Genomic DNA, 15,184 nt, shown 5'->3' with positions numbered 1-15,184 from the left:
TCTCCCTCTAACGCGGCTCGGCGGGCTGACCATCTTCCCAGAGATGCTGCTGCATACTAATTTGTAAATCGCCATGACGAAATAGTCTCAGCGAGTAAGGAGCCGCGGCATGAACTACCAGCCCACCCCCGAGGACAGGTTCACCTTCGGCCTGTGGACCGTCGGCTGGCAGGGACGGGACCCGTTCGGTGACGCCACCCGACGCGCCCTCGACCCGGTCGAGTCGGTGCAGCGCCTGTCCGAGCTGGGCGCCCACGGTGTCACCTTCCACGACGACGACCTGATCCCGTTCGGCTCGAGCGACAGCGAGCGCGAGGGACACATCAAGCGGTTCCGCCAGGCGCTGGACTCCACCGGCATGAAGGTGCCGATGGCGACGACCAACCTGTTCACCCACCCGGTGTTCAAGGACGGCGCGTTCACCGCCAACGACCGTGACGTGCGCCGCTACGCGCTGCGCAAGACCATCCGCAACATCGACCTCGCGGTCGAGCTCGGCGCCGAGGTGTATGTGGCCTGGGGCGGCCGTGAGGGCGCCGAGTCCGGTGCCGCCAAGGACGTACGGGTCGCCCTGGACCGGATGAAGGAGGCCTTCGACCTGCTCGGCGAGTACGTCACCTCCCAGGGCTACGACATCCGCTTCGCCATCGAGCCCAAGCCGAACGAGCCGCGCGGCGACATCCTGCTGCCGACCGTCGGCCACGCCCTGGCGTTCATCGAGCGCCTGGAGCGGCCCGAGCTGTACGGCGTCAACCCCGAGGTCGGCCACGAGCAGATGGCCGGGCTGAACTTCCCGCACGGCATCGCGCAGGCGCTGTGGGCCGGCAAGCTGTTCCACATCGACCTCAACGGCCAGTCCGGCATCAAGTACGACCAGGACCTCCGGTTCGGCGCCGGTGACCTGCGCGCCGCGTTCTGGCTGGTGGACCTGCTGGAGACGGCCGGCTACAGCGGCCCGAAGCACTTCGACTTCAAGCCGCCGCGGACCGAGGACCTCGACGGTGTGTGGGCCTCGGCGGCCGGCTGCATGCGCAACTACCTCATCCTCAAGGACCGCGCGGCCGCCTTCCGTTCCGACCCCGAGGTGCAGGAGGCGCTGCGCGCGGCCCGCCTGGACCAGCTGGCCGAGCCCACGGCGGCCGACGGCCTCCAGGCCCTGCTCGGCGACCGGTCCGCCTTCGAGGACTTCGACGCCGACACCGCCGCCGCGCGCGGGATGGGCTTCGAGCGCCTCGACCAGCTGGCGATGGATCACCTGCTGGGCGCCCGGGGCTGAGTTCCCGGCTCCGGGAGTTCCCGGAGAGCTGCCAGGGTCTGCCGCGGACGCGGACGCGGAGGCGGGCATGTGGGCGCGGCCGACGTGGTGCTTTCGCGCATCGGCCGCGCCTCTCCGCGCGGTACCGGACGGTCTCCGCGCGGAGCCCGTCCGGCACCGATTTCCGGCCCCGAACCCGGAATCCGACGTCCGACTCCGTGGCGAATTCCGTGCGGGATACTCGCGCAAGAATGGGTCCGAGGCGACCATGGTCGGTATGGCCACGCCACCGGTACCGCCCCAGCCGCCCGGTTCGCCGGGTGACACGCCGCCCCCGGGCGGCGGCTTCGGACCTCCCTCGTACGGCGGTGCACCGCCGCCACAGGACCCCCCTCCGCCGCCGGGCCCGCCCGACGACGGAGGCGGCTCGGGGCGCGGGCCCGGCGGGCGCCGGAATCTTCTGCTCATCGTGCTCGCCGCGATCGTGGCCGTGGCGGCCGTCATCGTCATCGTGCTGATGGCGTCGGGAGACGACGACTCGCCGGACGACCAGCCCACAGGGAGCCGGACCGACGGCTCGCCGGAGCCGTCCCCGGGCATCCCGTCCGAACTCCCCAGTGATCTGGAGAGCCTGCTGCCGTCCGGCTTCCCCACCGAACTTCCCTCGGACTTCCCGAGCGAGCTGCCCAGCGGCCTGGAGAGCCTGCTGCCGACCGAGCTGCCGGATCTGCCCTCCGACCTGCCGAGCGGCGTGCCCAGCCACCTGCCGAGCGGCCTCGAATCGCTTCCGCCGTCCCTGGGGGAGGCCGCGCTGCGCTGAACCGAGTGGGTGTACCAGGGGCGGTGCGGCGGTGCTCCGGGAGGGCTACGTTCCGGAGGGCCGATCCGCCGCCGCGTCCGTCCCCGGCTCCGCGCGCGCCTCCGTTCGCGCCTCCGAGCCCGCTGTGGCCAGGGCTGTTGCCGGGTCCTGGGCGGCGCCTCCGGCCGGGACCCAACGGCCGCGCTCCTTGCGGTACGGCCACCAGCGGCCGTCGCGCCCGAGTCGCAGCTGGATCCGCCCGCCGTCGAGGGTCCAGCGGTTGGCGCGGGCCCGGAACACCGGCCGCTCGGCCTCGTCGCTCTCGGCCCAGGCCGACTGGAGGGCGGCACGCGCGCGTGCGAGGGCCTCGGCGTCCACCGTCCACTCCTCGTCGAGCACGGTCAGCGCCGCCGCACCGCCCTGGCGCCAGGCCCGCACCGCCACCGCCAGGCCTTCCCGGCCACGGCCCGAACCGTCGGCGAGCCGGGCCGTCATGGCGCGCGGGGGCTCACCGGCGGCCAGTCGCACCGCGTCCCGCGCCACCGTTGGTTCCGGCGCCGCCGGGCGCCGTTCATGCCCGTCCCGGAGCGCCTCCGCCAGCAGACGGTGGGCCTGTACGGCGGTCCGCGCGGCGAGGAACTCCAGGGCGGACGGGTCGACTCCGGCAGTGGGCGGCTCGGCCGTGTCCAGAGACGGCGGCACCCCCGGCTCCGCGGGGAGCGGCGGAACGCTGGGCAGCGCGGGCCGGATGCCGCCCACCGCGAACGCCTCGGCCGCGTCCACACCCTCCGGCCACGGCCGCTTCCCGGAGGCGGTCGGCGGCCCGCCACGCGACTGGAGCGCGTCCAGCAGGGCGCGCTCACCGCGCCCCCGTACCAGGAGCAGGACGAACGGGTCATGGTCCAGCAGCCGGGCCACCTGGTAGCAGAGCGCCGCCGTGTGACCGCAGTGGTCCCACGCTCCGCAGTCGCACTCCGGCTCCAGATCGCCCAGGCCCGGCAGCAGTTCGACCCCGGCCAGTTCCGCGTCCTCCATCAGATGCGGCGGCATCTCCCGGTCGAGCAGCGCCGCCACGTGCCCGGCCCGCTCGACGGCCATGTCCAGGAAGCGGTCCCACTGCTCGTCGGACAGTTCCTGCAACAGCACGTCCGCGCGGTGCGCCGTGCGGTCACGGTCCTGCACGACGGCAGTGATCCGCCCCGGCCGTACGGACACGGCGCCGACCGCTCCCGCGCGGGCGAGCCGGCGGCCCGCCTTGAGCTGCTGGGCGTCCAGTGCCGTGCCCTCCAGCGCCGTCAGCCAGGCCCGGCCCCACCAGGTCTGCGCGAAACCACGTCCCCGCGCGGGAGGCAGCGCGGCGAATGTCCGCTCCGCGCCGGCCCCGCCGTCGCTTCCCTGCGGGTCGGTCCCCTCCGGGTCGGTCCCGCCCACCGGGGCTCCCTCCGGCTCGTACCAGTCGTCGGTGTCTTCCATGTCTGCTCCGCCACCGTCGTACCGGGTCATCGCGGTCCCCCTCGCAGTGCCACCAGATCCGCCAGTTCCGCGTCCGTCAGCTCCGTGAGCGCCGCCTCGCCGGAGCCGAGCACCGCGTCCGCCAGCTCGCGCTTGCGGACCAGCAGTTCGGCGATGCGATCCTCGATCGTGCCCTCGGCGATCAGCCGGTGCACCTGCACCGGCCGGGTCTGGCCGATGCGGTAAGCGCGGTCCGTGGCCTGCGCCTCCACGGCGGGATTCCACCAGCGGTCGTAGTGCACGACATGCTCGGCGCGGGTGAGGTTCAGCCCGGTGCCCGCCGCCTTGAGCGACAGCAGGAAGACCGGGACCTCGCCGTCCTGGAAGCGCCGCACCATCGCCTCGCGTTCGGCGACCGGTGTGCCACCGTGCAGGAACTGCGACGGCACACCCCGCGCGGTGAGGTGCCGCTCCAGCAGCCGCGCCATCTGCACGTACTGCGTGAAGACCAGCGCGCAGGCCTGTTCGGCGAGCACGGTGTCGAGGAGTTCGTCGAGCAGTTCGAGCTTCCCGGACCGTCCCGCGATCGCGGGTCGCTCCTCCTTGAGGAACTGCGCCGGGTGGTTGCAGATCTGCTTCAGCCCGGTCAACAGCTTCACGATCATTCCCCGCCGCGCCATGCCATCGGTCCCAGAGACGCCGGAGGTGCCGGAGAGCTCGGTCAGGGCCTCGCGGACCACGGCCTCGTACAGCGCCGCCTGCTCCTGCGTGAGCGACACCGCGTGATCGGTCTCCGTCTTCGGCGGCAGCTCGGGCGCGATCCCCGGGTCCGACTTGCGGCGGCGCAGCAGGAACGGCCGTACCAGCCGGGCCAGTCGCTCCGCCGCGGCAGGGTCCGTCCCACCCTCCACGGCATCCGCGTACCGCCTGCGGAAGGTGCCGAGCCGGCCCAGCAGTCCGGGCGTCGTCCAGTCGAGGATGGCCCACAGCTCCGAGAGATTGTTCTCCACCGGCGTGCCGGTGAGCGCCACGCGCGCGCGTGCGCCGATGGACCGCAACTGCCGGGCCGTCGCCGCGTACGGGTTCTTCACGTGCTGCGCCTCGTCGGCGACGACCATCCCCCAGGACACTTCGGCGAGCCGGGGAGCGTCCAGGCGCATGGTGCCGTACGTGGTGAGCACGAACTCGCCGTCGGCCAGGCCGTCCAGCGAGCGGCGCGCACCGTGGAAGCGGCGGACCGGGGTGCCCGGCGCGAATCGTTCGATCTCCCGCTGCCAGTTGCCCATCAGGGAGGTCGGGCAGACCACGAGGGTGGGCCCGGCGGACGCGGGGTCGGACTGCCGGTGCAGATGCAGGGCGATCAGGGTGATCGTCTTGCCGAGGCCCATGTCGTCGGCGAGACAGCAGCCCAGGCCCCCGGACGTCATGTGGGCCAGCCAGTTCAGCCCGCGCCGCTGGTAGTCCCGCAGCGTGGCGACGAGGGCCGCGGGCTGCGGGACGGGCTCCTGGGACTCGGGGTCCGCGAGCCGGTCCCGCAGGGTCGCCAGCCAGCCGGTGGGACGCACCTCGAACCGGCGGCCGTCCACCTCCACCGAGCCGGTCAGGGCCGCGCCGAGCGCGTCGACGGGGGCGACCTCGTGGTCCTGGCGCGCGCGGGCGCGGAGTATCTCCTGGGGGTCGATCAGCACCCACTGGTCGCGCAGCCGCACGACGGGGCGTTTGGTCTCCGCGAGCCGGTCCAGCTCCGCGCGGGTGAGCGTCCGGTCGCCCAGGGCGAACGACCAGTCGAAGGCGAGCAGCGCGTCGGCCGACAGGAAGGACGGTTGCTGGGAAGCGTTCTTGAAGCCTGCCCGGCCGGGTGGCCGCTCCTCGCCGGCGGGACCGATCTCCGCGCGGGTGGTCAGTTCGCGGGTCAGCTCCTTGGGCCAGTGCACGTCGACGCCCGCGGCCGCGAGCGCCCTCGCACCTTCTCCGAGGAGCTCGGTGACCTCCTCGTCGGCGAGTTCGACCGCGTCGGGCACGGTCGCCGACAGCAGGGGTGTGAGCGGGGCCCAGGCGCGGGCGGCCCGGCGCAGCGCGAGCAGCGTGTCCATCCGGGCCCGTGGCCCGAAGCCGTCGTCCGGGCCGGCTGAGCCGACCGAGCCGTCCTGGCCTTCCGCGGCCCCGGCCCACACGTCGGTGGCGTCCGCGACGAGCGCGGGATCGCTCACGCCGTGCACTTGGAGCACGGCCCGGAACGTGAGGTCCGTGCCGTCGGCGTCGTCCGTGGCCTCCGTCGTCCCGGCCGCGTCCCAGGCGTTCACCGGATCGGTGAGGCCGTGCACTTCGATGCGCAGCGACAGGCGTACGCCCGCGTCGTGGCCCGCGGCGACGTCGGCGGCCCAGTCGCGCAGTTCGGGCAGGTGCTGCGGCTCGGGCACGGCGAAGGCGGGGGAGCCGGTCACCAGGGGCGCGGCGGGGGAGCGGGGCATGGTGTCGGCGACCGCGTCGAGGAAGGCGCGCAGCAGCCGTTCGGGGTCGGGCAGCCGCAGGGGCCCGGTGCCGTCCAGCGGCTGGGCGTGCGCTTCGGGCGGCATCGCGGCGGCGAGCCGGCGCACGGCCTCAATGTCCTCCGTGTCCAGCGGACCCGTGCGCCAGGCGTCGTGACCGGCCGGGGACAGCCCCGGCAGCAGCAGACCGCGCGCCACCAGACGCAGCGCGTGCACGGCGGCGGCACCCCAGAAGACGGCGGCCGGGTGCCCGTCATCGCAGGCCCGTGCGCGCGCGAGGACGGGCAGGGCGGCACGCACCGGCAGCAGCACCGCGGGGACGCTCACCGGCTGCACCCCCTCGCCGCCGGGTACGACGACGGTCAGCTCCTCGACCCGCGCCGTGTTCACTACAGGGGGGGCCGACCCGTCGGGCCGCCAGAAGGCCATGCGGCCGGTGCGGGCGGGGTCGCCGGGTACGAATACGGCGGAGCAGCGGGCCAGGTCGGCGTACTGGGCGGGGGAGGTAAGCACGGGGGTCGTCTGCGCAGCGCTCACGGAATCCTTGATTCATCAAACTTGACTAGTGGGGCCGGAGTCGCCGAGAGTACAGCACGGCCGTGGTCGGCCGGGTATGCCTGGGATGTGAACCGGGACACTATGGACACGCGGTCGTGCTCCGTCCCGAGGGGCCGGCGAGCCGAGGATCCGGCGAGTCGGCGACGGCCTCCGGGGGAACCCTGGGGGCGAACCTCAGGGACGTCTCAGGGTCGCGGTCGGAACCGCCGGGAGCGCGGGGCCGTTGTCACGACAGAGAGCGGCAGTGGCCGCGAAGGAGGCGACACCATGTCAAAGAATGCCAAGATCGCCGCGGGGGGTGTGGCGGCCGGGCTCATCCTGCTCATCTGGCTGCCCTGGTGGGCGGCGCTCCTGATCATCCTGGGAGTCCCGGCCGCCGCGTACCTCGCCCTGGACCCCTCGCAGCGGAGCAGGTTGCGCCGCGTTTCGCGCAAGGAGCTGGGCCGCTGAGACGCAGGGGCCCGTCCCGGAGGATCGGGCCCCTGCTCGGGCACTGTTACCGCGCCGCCGCCCCAGCACCGTCCAGCGCGCAGGAGTTGACCACGTCACCGTCCGCGGGCCTGCCGATCGTCCGGTCCGCGGGCGGCCTGACTCCGCGCTCCACCCATGCGGTCAGAGTGTCGAACGCCGACCGGTAGCAGGGCAGGATCGGCCGCAGCCGGTCCGGATGGGTGTCGTACAGCCCGTCGACGTGGGTGCCGCCCTGCACCGTGTAGTAGCGGTGCAGTGGCCCCCGGCCCTTCGCGTCGATCATGCGGGCGTACACATCGGAGTGGGCGGCCTTCGGCAGCAGTGCGTCCAGATCACCGTGCAGCGTGATCAGCGGCCGGCCGATACGCCCGGTCAGCGCCACCCGGGCCGCGGCGCGGTGCACGGAGGCGGGACGCGAGGCGTAGTCGTAGGTGGCGTCGGACGCGCACGGCGCCAGGACCTGCTCCACCGTGGTCCCGGCCGTGGGCCCCGGGCAAGCGGGATCGTAGGCCGGGTCGAACTCGGCGCGGTAGATCTTCTGCGTGACACCCCAGTAGGCCTTCTCGTGGTACGGCCACAGGAACTCGGAGCCCGGTGCGAAGCCCACCGCGTGCAGGTCCTCGTCCCGTGCCGTGCCGAACATCCGGGCCACCGTGACCGGCAGGGTGGTGAACAGACCGGTCCCGTCGGCGGTCCACAGCGCGCCCTCCCAGTCCACGCCGCCGTCGTACAGCTCCGGCTGGTTCTCCAGCTGCCAGCGGGTGAGATAGCCGCCGTTGGAGATGCCGGTCATGTACGTCCGGCGCGGGGCATGCCCGTAGCGGTGGGCCACCGCGCGCTTGGTCGCCCGGGTGAGCTGCGTGGTCCGGGTGTTCCACTCGGCCACCGCGTCACCGGGCCGGACCCCGTCACGGTAGAAGTCGACGCCGTTGTTGCCCTTGTCCGTCGAGGCGTACGCGTATCCCTGGGCCAGTACCCGGTCGGAGATGGCCTTGTCGGTCGCGTACTGCTTGCGGGTGCCGGGTGCGCCCGTGACGACCAGTCCGCCGTTCCACCGGTCGGGCAGCCGGATCACGAACTGCGCGTCGTGCGCCCAGCCGTGTGTCGTGTTGAAGCGGGAGGAGTCCGGGAAGTACCCGTCGACCTGGATGCCGGGCACTCCGGACGGCGACCGGGTGGCGGCCGCGATCAGTCCCGCCTGGTCCGCCAGGTCGGTGTACGGGGTGCCGGCCAGCCCCGTGGTGGTCAGATCGGCCAGACAGGCGGTGCGCTGGTGGGCCGCGCCCGGCACCCGCACACGCTCCTGGCGCGCACAGTGTTCGTCCTCGGCAGCGGCAGGAGCCGGAGCGGTGAGGGCTGCCGCCGCGAGGGCGACGGCGAGCAACGGAACGCCGAGGGACGGGCGCATGGCGGCCTCCAGGAAGGACGGGAAGCGGAAGAGGGCACGGTACGGAGCACGAAGCTGCCCCATGGTGCGGGCCCAACGCTGCCATCATCGATGGGTTGGCGCCCTACGGAACGGCGCCCTCGCATGGGAGTTCACACCACATGCGAAGGCAGGCGCACACCTTATGCGGAGACAGACGCCCCCGCCGGGCGCGGTTCAGAGCGGCCGTACGGCGATCCTGTCCAGGCCCTCCAGGAGGCCCGGCAGTTCCGGCCCCCTGCCCACCGGGAGGACCTCGCCGGGTTCGTCGTCGAGCAGGACGAACGCCATGTCGTCGGTCCTGGCCACCAGGGACCAGCCGGGCCCGTCGGCACGCAGCGTGCGGGCGTCGCCCGGGGCGAAGGACGAGCGGACCCGGCCGAGCGGCGGCGGCGAGGAGACGTAGGCACGTGCCTCCGCCAGGACCCGCCGAATGCCGCTGTGGCCCGTCTGCTGCCCGTTCGGGCCGTCGGCCGAGGCGCCGTCGTCGGACGGGGTGCCCTCGCTCGGCTGCTCCGCGGCCGTGCTCTCACCGGCCGGTTCCTCGCCGGCCGGACTGCCGTCGGCCGGGCCGTCACCGGCGGCTTCTCCAGCGCTGTCGGAGGCCTGCACGGAGCCGTCCCGAACAGGGAACGCCGAGTCGCCGACCTGGTCCCGCCAGAACGCCCACTGGAGTGCGATCTCGTCGGCGCCCAGACGCCGCTGCGCCGGCCCCCAGGCGTCGGAGTCGGGCGGCGCCAGCACGGGCCCCTCGGCGACCTCGGGGCCGGGATCGTGCGGCGCGGGCACGTTCGGAGCCGCCACGGCGACCGCGAGAGGCCAGCCGGGCAGCGCTGCGACGACCGTGCGCTCCTCCGGAGACAGATCGTGTTCCATGCCGCAGTCCCAGGAAGCGATCGCGACGGCGACCAGCGACACGTCGTCGACCGCGACGGTCCACCGGGCGCCCTCACCGTCCTGGCCGAGCACCAGCCCGTACCCGTCGGCGAGCGGGGGGAGACCGAGCGCCGCGCACGCCTCCGGGTAGTCGTCACCCAGCACGCTCGGGAACTTCGCCGGCGTCAGCAGCGCCGCCGTCAGCACATAGAGCGCGTCGTCCGCGGCGGCGACGGCTTCCTCGTCCGTTCCGGCCATTCCAGCCTCCCCGTCGGGTTCGTCCACCGGCGCGCACACTAATCCGACCCCGAGCCCCTTGTCACGACCTCGCAGCCGCACTCGGAGCCGTGGCTCTCCGGCCCGACGGGGCGAATCGGCCACGCACTCCCGGCCGGATCAGACTGCCGGAAGCCCCAGCAGGTCCCGCGCGACCGTCCGCGGAGACGCGTCGCGCTCCCGCGCGAGCGCGATGACCGCCCGGCACGCCAACTCGTTCACCCCGAACGCCAGCGCCTCCGGCGACACCCAGCCGGCCGCCTCGTCGATCCGCTCCTGATCGTCCTCCACACAGGCCGAGACATACGTCGCGGCGGCCTCGAACAGATTGTGCGGACGCTCCTCCCGCTCGGTCCTCTCCTCCGCGCGCAGGTTGTCCACCACCTTGCCCCCGATCCTGCGAACCCTGTCCCACATCCGATCCACCTTCCCCCTGAGCGGTTTCCCTCACCCAACGTTCATATCCTGCCACTCACCGTAGAGCTGGAGCGTCCGAGACAGAAGGGACAGCGCGGTGAGGCGCTTCGAACGGCTGGAACCGTTCAACCGTCCCCTTCGAGCTCACTCGTTTACCGAATCAAGGCTCAACAGCGCACGCGCCTGAAGAATCTCCTGTTCGACGCCGCTGAGGTCTGCGCGGGCAGGTGCTTGTGCCGGTGGACACCCGCGTCGTCCGTGCTGTCACGGGACGCCCTCTGCCTACTCTCCCCGGGACACGGCCGCAGGTCATCGCCCGCCTCGACTCCCTCCTCGAAGGTGGCCGAGCGCTGCGGGGACGGATGCTCCTCGAGCCACAGTGACCCCACCGTGCGCCACCTCGCCGGATGGACCCGTACCCGAATGGGGAGCAATAAGGCGGCACTCCGACGGAGGGAACAGGGAAGGGCGGAACGCATGGGGACAGTGCTGCTGGTTGTGTTGGCCGCCGCCGTGGCCGCAGCCGTCGCTGCAGGCCTGGTACGCGCCGGGCGGCGTGAGGCACGGGCGGAAAGGGCCAGGCTCGCCGAAGAGGCGCGACGGCAGGCGCGCCGGTCGCTGGACGCGGTCTGGGCGATGGACGACCGCGAGTTCGAGAGGTACGTCGCCGACCTGTGCCGCCGGGACGGCTGCACCGACGTCACGCGCGTCGGCGGGGCCGGTGACCTCGGAGCCGATGTGACCGGTTACCTGCCCGACGGCCGTCGCTTCGTCATCCAGTGCAAGCGGTACGCCAAGCACCGCACGGTCGGGAGCCGTGACATCCAAACGTTCAACGGCACGGCTCGCGCCGAACACGGCGCCGACGCACCCGTCTTCGTGGCCTCCTGCGTCTTCACCAGGCCGGCCCGCGAGTTCGCCGCCCGCCACCGGCTGTGCCTGATCGACGTCAACCTGCTCGGCTTCTGGAACAGCGGCACCCCGCTGACCTCGTTCCTGGACCTGGACATCAGCCGCTCCGGCACCCACCGCAAGCTCCACCCGGACCACGACTGACAGGAGAACCGCCGTGCCGTAAACAGCGTTCCCCCCTTCACGCCCGGCGCATCGACGACCAGGAGTGCCGGCGGCCGCTCATCCCGAACATCCAGCTCCTGGCGACAGGCTGCGAAGTGCCGGCGGGACAATCGCCCGGGTGCTGCCGGCCCGTACCGAACATATTCCGGCCGGTGAGGAGTTCTACGGCCCCGAGGCAGCCGGGATGTTCCGTACCTCCGGCGGCAGCGGACACTTCCGGACCGTCCGTGGCGCGGCTTCGCCCTCGGCATCAACGACCTTCTGGTGGAGGAATCCGCGCCAGCGCATTCGTACCGGGCCGCTCCGTCCCCCGAATGGTCACCGGCTGGAGGGCCTGGACACGCACCCGGTCCCGTGGCTGCGGGTTGCCCGGTGCGGCACGCGGACCGAGAGGCCCGGCGCGAGGGCGGACGCTCAGCCCGCGCGGACGGCCAGCGCCAGGAACCGGGCGTCCTCGTCGACGTACGACGTCATGCGCCAGCCCGGACCGGCCAGCAGCGGACGGAGGTTCGGCTCCGCGCGGAGGTCGTCCGGCGTGATCGAGCGGCCCTGACGCGCGGCGAGCGCCGCCCGGCCGATCGGGTGGAACAGCGCGAGCACGCCACCGGGACGCGCCACCCGCGCGAGCTCCCGGAGATTCTCGGCCGGGTGGGGCAGGTGTGCGATCAGGCCCGCCGCGAACACGGCGTCGAGCGATCCCGAGCGCAGCGGCAGCGCGGAGACGTCGGTGAGCAGCAGCACCCCGTCGTGGCCCCGTCCGGCCCGCGCGGCCTCCCGCAGCATGGCCGGGGTCAGATCTGCCCCGAGGACCGTTCCAGAGGGGCCCACGGCCGCACGCAACGGTGGCAGGGCTCGTCCGGTACCGCAGCCGGCGTCGAGCACCCGGGCGCCCTCGCGCAGCCCCAGCTCGGCCACCGCCGCCGCGTAGGCCGGACCGTCGTCGGGGAAGCGGCGGTCCCAGTCGGCGGCACGCGCGGTGAAGAACTCCTGGACATGTGTGTGGTCGTCGCTCATGCCCGGCATGATCCCCCACCGGACGGCCCGGACGGCCCGGGCCCAGCACCCGGCGAGCCTTGGCGACGTACCGTCCTGCGCGATCGCCCGCGCCGCCGAGGCACTGGATCCGGCCACGACGGCCCCTGGCCGTGTCACCCCGCGTGAGGTCACCCGGGCCGCGTCACTCCGTGCCACGGCCCGGCAATCAGTCCGCGACGCCCTTCTCCGACAGGACCTTCTCGACGGCGACGCGGACGAGGAGCTCGCCCGGCACACCGTTGCGCGCCCCGAACTCCTCAGCGCGGTCCTGGCCCATGTATCGCCCGGCGATCCGCGTGGCCCAGCGCACCAGATCCTCGGGATCCTCCGAGATCCGCGCCCGGCCCCGCAGCACCACGAAGGCGAACGGCGGCCGGTCGTCGTCCACGCACAGGGCGACCCGCTCATCACGGGCCAGGTTGCGGCCCTTCACCGTCTCCTTGCCGGTGTTGAACACCACGTCGTCCCCGTCGAGCACGAACCAGATCGGCGCCACGTGCGGACTGCCGTCGGCGCGCACGGTGGAAAGCTTGGCGGTGCGGGTTCCGTACGAGACGAACCCCCGCCATTCCTCGTCGGTCATCCTCTGTTCCATGGCTCCTATCCTCCTTGTCCGCCGCACGGCCGTGGGGAAGGCTGGCGGAGGGAACCATACGGGGAAGAGCAAGGGGGAGATTCGCGACATGACGCAAAAACGGGGACTCGACTGGCTGCTGGACGACCTGACTCGGAGAGTCGAGGAGGTACGGCACGCGCTGGTCCTGTCCAACGATGGGCTGGTGACGGGGACGAGCACGGGGCTTCGACGCGAGGACGCGGAGTACTTAGCCGCGGTTTCGTCCGGACTGCACAGTCTCGCCAAGGGCTCCGGACAGCAATTCGGCGCGGGCGGGATGCGCCAGACGATGATCGAGTTCGACGACGCGGTGCTTTTCGTCACCGCGGCCGGTACAGGCAGTTGCCTGTGCGTGCTCAGCGCGGCCGAGGCCGACATCGGCCGGATCGCGTACGAGATGACGCTGCTGGTCAACCGGGTCGGCGAACACCTGGACGTGGACGCCCGCCGACCGGAACCCGACGACCCCACAGGTACCTGACCTGCACGTTCGTCGGCCCCCGTGGAGTTATCCACAGGCCTGTCGCGAAGAGTGACGGACCGGCTACGGTTTTCTCCGAGCGGCGCACACGGCGTCGGCCGAGCACACTCCACGGGGGAGACGAGCATGTCCAAAAACACCGCCACACACGAAGTCACGACCGTCGGTCCCTGGGTCACGGCAGGCCGTGCGGCACGGGAACTCGGCCTCAAGCCCAGCGAGTTCGACCTCGCTGTGGACCTTGCCCGGATCCGCACCACCCCCGACGAGCGGGGAGTCGGCCGCCGCGTGGACCGCGCCGAACTCGAACGGCTCCGCGCCCGGCCAGGTCACCCGGAGGCTCTGCGCGAGAGCGTCAGGACCGTGGGCACCACGGAGGGTGCACTGCTCATGGGGGTGACGAAGGACCGGTTCACGCGGCTGGCCCGGCTGGGGTTGCTGGCCCCCACGAGGTTCTACCTCAACCGCTACCGCGCCGTGGTCTGGCTCTATCTCGCCGAGGAGCTACGGCAGTTCACGGCCGACGAGAAGAACACCCCGCTGCTGAGGGGCCGCACGTTCGACAACCTCAGAGGACAGCTCGACACCGGCCTCGACCTGCGGGCCCGCAACTGGCGTACCCGCCGTCTGGCAATCCTGCTCCGTCGGGCCACCGACCCGTGGTCGCGCGCCGGAGCCTTCGCGTCCCTGCTCGACCCGCTCCACATCTGCGAGGTCGTCAAGGACCCCTACGAGCGTTCCCACCTCAGCCGGTTCTGTCCAGAGAGGCCCTCCCACGGCGCCCCCGGCTCACCCGGCGCCGTCCTCACGGAAACCCTCGTGACCGCTCAGGACCCCGACGAGATCGCCTGGTTCCAGGCGGAGCTCGCACAGCTGCTGGCAGAGGCCCGCGAACACCGGCCGGCACCCCGTCCGGCTTCCGCCCCTCCCCGCCCCGCACCGGCCGGGCGGGCTCCCCGGGAGCCGGAGCGTCCACGCGGGGTGTTCCGCGCGCTGCTCGCCCGGTGGCGCGGCAGAAACCGAGGACCGGCCGCCCAGTGACCGGCCGACCGCTGACCAGCCGGCCCGGGTGATCCACCCGGTGATCTACAACGCCCGGAACAGCCCCTCCTGGACGACGGACACCAGCATCCGCCCCTCACGGTCGTAGATCCGCCCTCGGGCCAGACCACGCCCGCCCACGGCGATCGGCGACTCCTGGTCGTACAGGAACCACTCGTCCGCACGGAACGGGCGGTGGAACCACATCGCGTGGTCCAGCGACGCCATGTCGAAGCCGCGCGGACCCCACAGGGGTTCCACCGGGAGCCGAACGGCGTCCAGCAGGGTCATGTCGCTGGCGTAGGTCAGGGCGCAGGTGTGCACCAGCGGATCGTCGCCGAGCGGGCCCACCGCGCGCATCCACACGGCGCTGCGCGGTTCGGCGTTCTTGACGTCGTCCGGGTCCCAGCGCAGCCGGTCCGCGTAGCGGATGTCGAAGGGCTGACGGCGGGCCATCCGCTCCAACTGCTCCGGCAGCTCACCCAGATGCCCGCGGATCTCCTCCACGACGGTCGGCAGCGACTCCGGATCCGGGACCTCGCGGGCCGGCGGCAGCTGGTGCTCGAAACTCCCCTGTTCAGGTTTGTGGAAGGAGGCGGTGAGAGTGAAGATCGTGCGGCCCTGCTGCACGGCGGCGACCCGGCGGGTCGTGAACGACCGGCCGTCCCGTACCCGTTCGACCTGGTACACGATCGGTACCCCGGGCCGCCCCGGGCGCAGGAAGTACGCGTGCAGCGAGTGCACGGGGCGGTCGCCCTCCGTGGTGCGGCCCGCGGCGACCAGCGCCTGGCCGGCCACCTGGCCGCCGAAGACCCGCTGCAGCGACTCCTGCGGACTGCGGCCACGGAAGATGTCGACCTCGATCTGCTCCAGGTCGAGCAGGGCGACGAGGCTCTCGGTCGGGTTCGTCATGAG

14 protein-coding genes are annotated in these 15,184 nt (G+C 72.7%); 6 read left to right on the top strand and 8 right to left on the bottom strand.

Annotation, left to right across the window (positions count from 1 at the left end):
* The first annotated feature begins 109 nt into the window (after positions 1 to 109).
* The gene (gene xylA / locus ACFPZI_RS17265; protein WP_381363941.1) at positions 110 to 1,276 is read left to right on the top strand and encodes a xylose isomerase; all 1,167 of its coding nucleotides are present in this window, start codon (positions 110 to 112) and stop codon (positions 1,274 to 1,276) included.
* 448 nt (positions 1,277 to 1,724) lie between these two features.
* On the top strand, positions 1,725 to 2,075 hold the full coding sequence (locus tag ACFPZI_RS17260) for a hypothetical protein (RefSeq protein ID WP_381363940.1): 351 nt from the start codon (positions 1,725 to 1,727) through the stop codon (positions 2,073 to 2,075).
* A gap of 45 nt (positions 2,076 to 2,120) precedes the next feature.
* Here the strand turns inward: ACFPZI_RS17260 and ACFPZI_RS17255 are convergent, their stop codons facing one another.
* Positions 2,121 to 3,527 (bottom strand): SWF or SNF family helicase, encoded by a 1,407-nt coding sequence (locus tag ACFPZI_RS17255; protein WP_381363939.1) that lies wholly within the window; start codon positions 3,525 to 3,527, stop codon positions 2,121 to 2,123.
* A gap of 26 nt (positions 3,528 to 3,553) precedes the next feature.
* Complete coding sequence (locus ACFPZI_RS17250) at positions 3,554 to 6,424, bottom strand: DEAD/DEAH box helicase (protein WP_381364107.1); 2,871 nt, start codon at positions 6,422 to 6,424, stop codon at positions 3,554 to 3,556.
* A gap of 396 nt (positions 6,425 to 6,820) precedes the next feature.
* Here ACFPZI_RS17250 and ACFPZI_RS17245 point away from each other — a divergent pair, with 396 nt between their 5' ends.
* Entirely contained in the window at positions 6,821 to 7,003 is a 183-nt protein-coding gene (locus ACFPZI_RS17245; RefSeq protein WP_266075280.1) for a hypothetical protein, read from the top strand.
* 46 nt (positions 7,004 to 7,049) lie between these two features.
* Here the strand turns inward: ACFPZI_RS17245 and ACFPZI_RS17240 are convergent, their stop codons facing one another.
* From ACFPZI_RS17240 to ACFPZI_RS17230, 3 genes are all read right to left on the bottom strand, one after another.
* On the bottom strand, positions 7,050 to 8,432 hold the full coding sequence (locus ACFPZI_RS17240) for a tannase/feruloyl esterase family alpha/beta hydrolase (RefSeq protein WP_381364105.1): 1,383 nt from the start codon (positions 8,430 to 8,432) through the stop codon (positions 7,050 to 7,052).
* Positions 8,433 to 8,627: 195 nt separating this feature from the next.
* Entirely contained in the window at positions 8,628 to 9,584 is a 957-nt protein-coding gene (locus ACFPZI_RS17235) for a hypothetical protein (RefSeq protein WP_381363937.1), read from the bottom strand.
* 138 nt (positions 9,585 to 9,722) lie between these two features.
* Positions 9,723 to 10,019 (bottom strand): hypothetical protein, encoded by a 297-nt coding sequence (locus ACFPZI_RS17230; protein ID WP_381363935.1) that lies wholly within the window; start codon positions 10,017 to 10,019, stop codon positions 9,723 to 9,725.
* A 477-nt stretch (positions 10,020 to 10,496) separates the two neighbouring features.
* Between ACFPZI_RS17230 and ACFPZI_RS17225 the strand changes: the two genes are divergently transcribed.
* Complete coding sequence (locus tag ACFPZI_RS17225) at positions 10,497 to 11,075, top strand: restriction endonuclease (RefSeq protein ID WP_381363934.1); 579 nt, start codon at positions 10,497 to 10,499, stop codon at positions 11,073 to 11,075.
* 435 nt (positions 11,076 to 11,510) lie between these two features.
* Here the strand turns inward: ACFPZI_RS17225 and ACFPZI_RS17220 are convergent, their stop codons facing one another.
* Complete coding sequence (locus ACFPZI_RS17220; RefSeq protein WP_381363932.1) at positions 11,511 to 12,110, bottom strand: class I SAM-dependent methyltransferase; 600 nt, start codon at positions 12,108 to 12,110, stop codon at positions 11,511 to 11,513.
* Positions 12,111 to 12,297: 187 nt separating this feature from the next.
* Positions 12,298 to 12,726 (bottom strand): PPOX class F420-dependent oxidoreductase, encoded by a 429-nt coding sequence (locus ACFPZI_RS17215; RefSeq protein WP_381363931.1) that lies wholly within the window; start codon positions 12,724 to 12,726, stop codon positions 12,298 to 12,300.
* Positions 12,727 to 12,814: 88 nt separating this feature from the next.
* Between ACFPZI_RS17215 and ACFPZI_RS17210 the strand changes: the two genes are divergently transcribed.
* Both ACFPZI_RS17210 and ACFPZI_RS17205 read left to right on the top strand, forming a co-directional pair.
* Complete coding sequence (locus ACFPZI_RS17210) at positions 12,815 to 13,228, top strand: roadblock/LC7 domain-containing protein (protein WP_381363929.1); 414 nt, start codon at positions 12,815 to 12,817, stop codon at positions 13,226 to 13,228.
* Between the two features lie 126 nt (positions 13,229 to 13,354).
* Positions 13,355 to 14,269: a DUF6397 family protein gene (locus ACFPZI_RS17205; RefSeq protein ID WP_381363928.1), complete on the top strand. Its 915-nt coding sequence runs from the start codon at positions 13,355 to 13,357 to the stop codon at positions 14,267 to 14,269.
* A gap of 45 nt (positions 14,270 to 14,314) precedes the next feature.
* On the opposite strand, the gene ACFPZI_RS17200 is transcribed toward ACFPZI_RS17205, so the two are convergent.
* The gene (locus ACFPZI_RS17200) at positions 14,315 to 15,181 is read right to left on the bottom strand and encodes an acyl-CoA thioesterase (protein ID WP_381363926.1); all 867 of its coding nucleotides are present in this window, start codon (positions 15,179 to 15,181) and stop codon (positions 14,315 to 14,317) included.
* Between the last annotated feature and the right edge of the window lie 3 nt (positions 15,182 to 15,184).

It is taken from the genome of Streptomyces chlorus, from assembly GCF_042655885.1.
Lineage (GTDB): Bacteria > Actinomycetota > Actinomycetes > Streptomycetales > Streptomycetaceae > Streptomyces > Streptomyces chlorus.
Note: the sequence above shows the minus strand (reverse complement) of the source record. Positions and strands in the feature narration are given on the sequence as shown.

Coding starts and splice junctions, on each gene's coding strand:
- ACFPZI_RS17215 (WP_381363931.1), bottom strand. CDS start 12,726: ATGGAACAGAGGATGACCGACGAGGAATGGCGGGGGTTCGTCTCGTAC.
- ACFPZI_RS17240 (WP_381364105.1), bottom strand. CDS start 8,432: ATGCGCCCGTCCCTCGGCGTTCCGTTGCTCGCCGTCGCCCTCGCGGCG.
- ACFPZI_RS17235 (WP_381363937.1), bottom strand. CDS start 9,584: ATGGCCGGAACGGACGAGGAAGCCGTCGCCGCCGCGGACGACGCGCTC.
- ACFPZI_RS17220 (WP_381363932.1), bottom strand. CDS start 12,110: ATGAGCGACGACCACACACATGTCCAGGAGTTCTTCACCGCGCGTGCC.
- ACFPZI_RS17200 (WP_381363926.1), bottom strand. CDS start 15,181: ATGACGAACCCGACCGAGAGCCTCGTCGCCCTGCTCGACCTGGAGCAG.
- ACFPZI_RS17245 (WP_266075280.1), top strand. CDS start 6,821: ATGTCAAAGAATGCCAAGATCGCCGCGGGGGGTGTGGCGGCCGGGCTC.
- xylA (WP_381363941.1), top strand. CDS start 110: ATGAACTACCAGCCCACCCCCGAGGACAGGTTCACCTTCGGCCTGTGG.
- ACFPZI_RS17210 (WP_381363929.1), top strand. CDS start 12,815: ATGACGCAAAAACGGGGACTCGACTGGCTGCTGGACGACCTGACTCGG.
- ACFPZI_RS17205 (WP_381363928.1), top strand. CDS start 13,355: ATGTCCAAAAACACCGCCACACACGAAGTCACGACCGTCGGTCCCTGG.
- ACFPZI_RS17230 (WP_381363935.1), bottom strand. CDS start 10,019: ATGTGGGACAGGGTTCGCAGGATCGGGGGCAAGGTGGTGGACAACCTG.
- ACFPZI_RS17225 (WP_381363934.1), top strand. CDS start 10,497: ATGGGGACAGTGCTGCTGGTTGTGTTGGCCGCCGCCGTGGCCGCAGCC.
- ACFPZI_RS17255 (WP_381363939.1), bottom strand. CDS start 3,527: ATGGAAGACACCGACGACTGGTACGAGCCGGAGGGAGCCCCGGTGGGC.
- ACFPZI_RS17250 (WP_381364107.1), bottom strand. CDS start 6,424: ATGGCCTTCTGGCGGCCCGACGGGTCGGCCCCCCCTGTAGTGAACACG.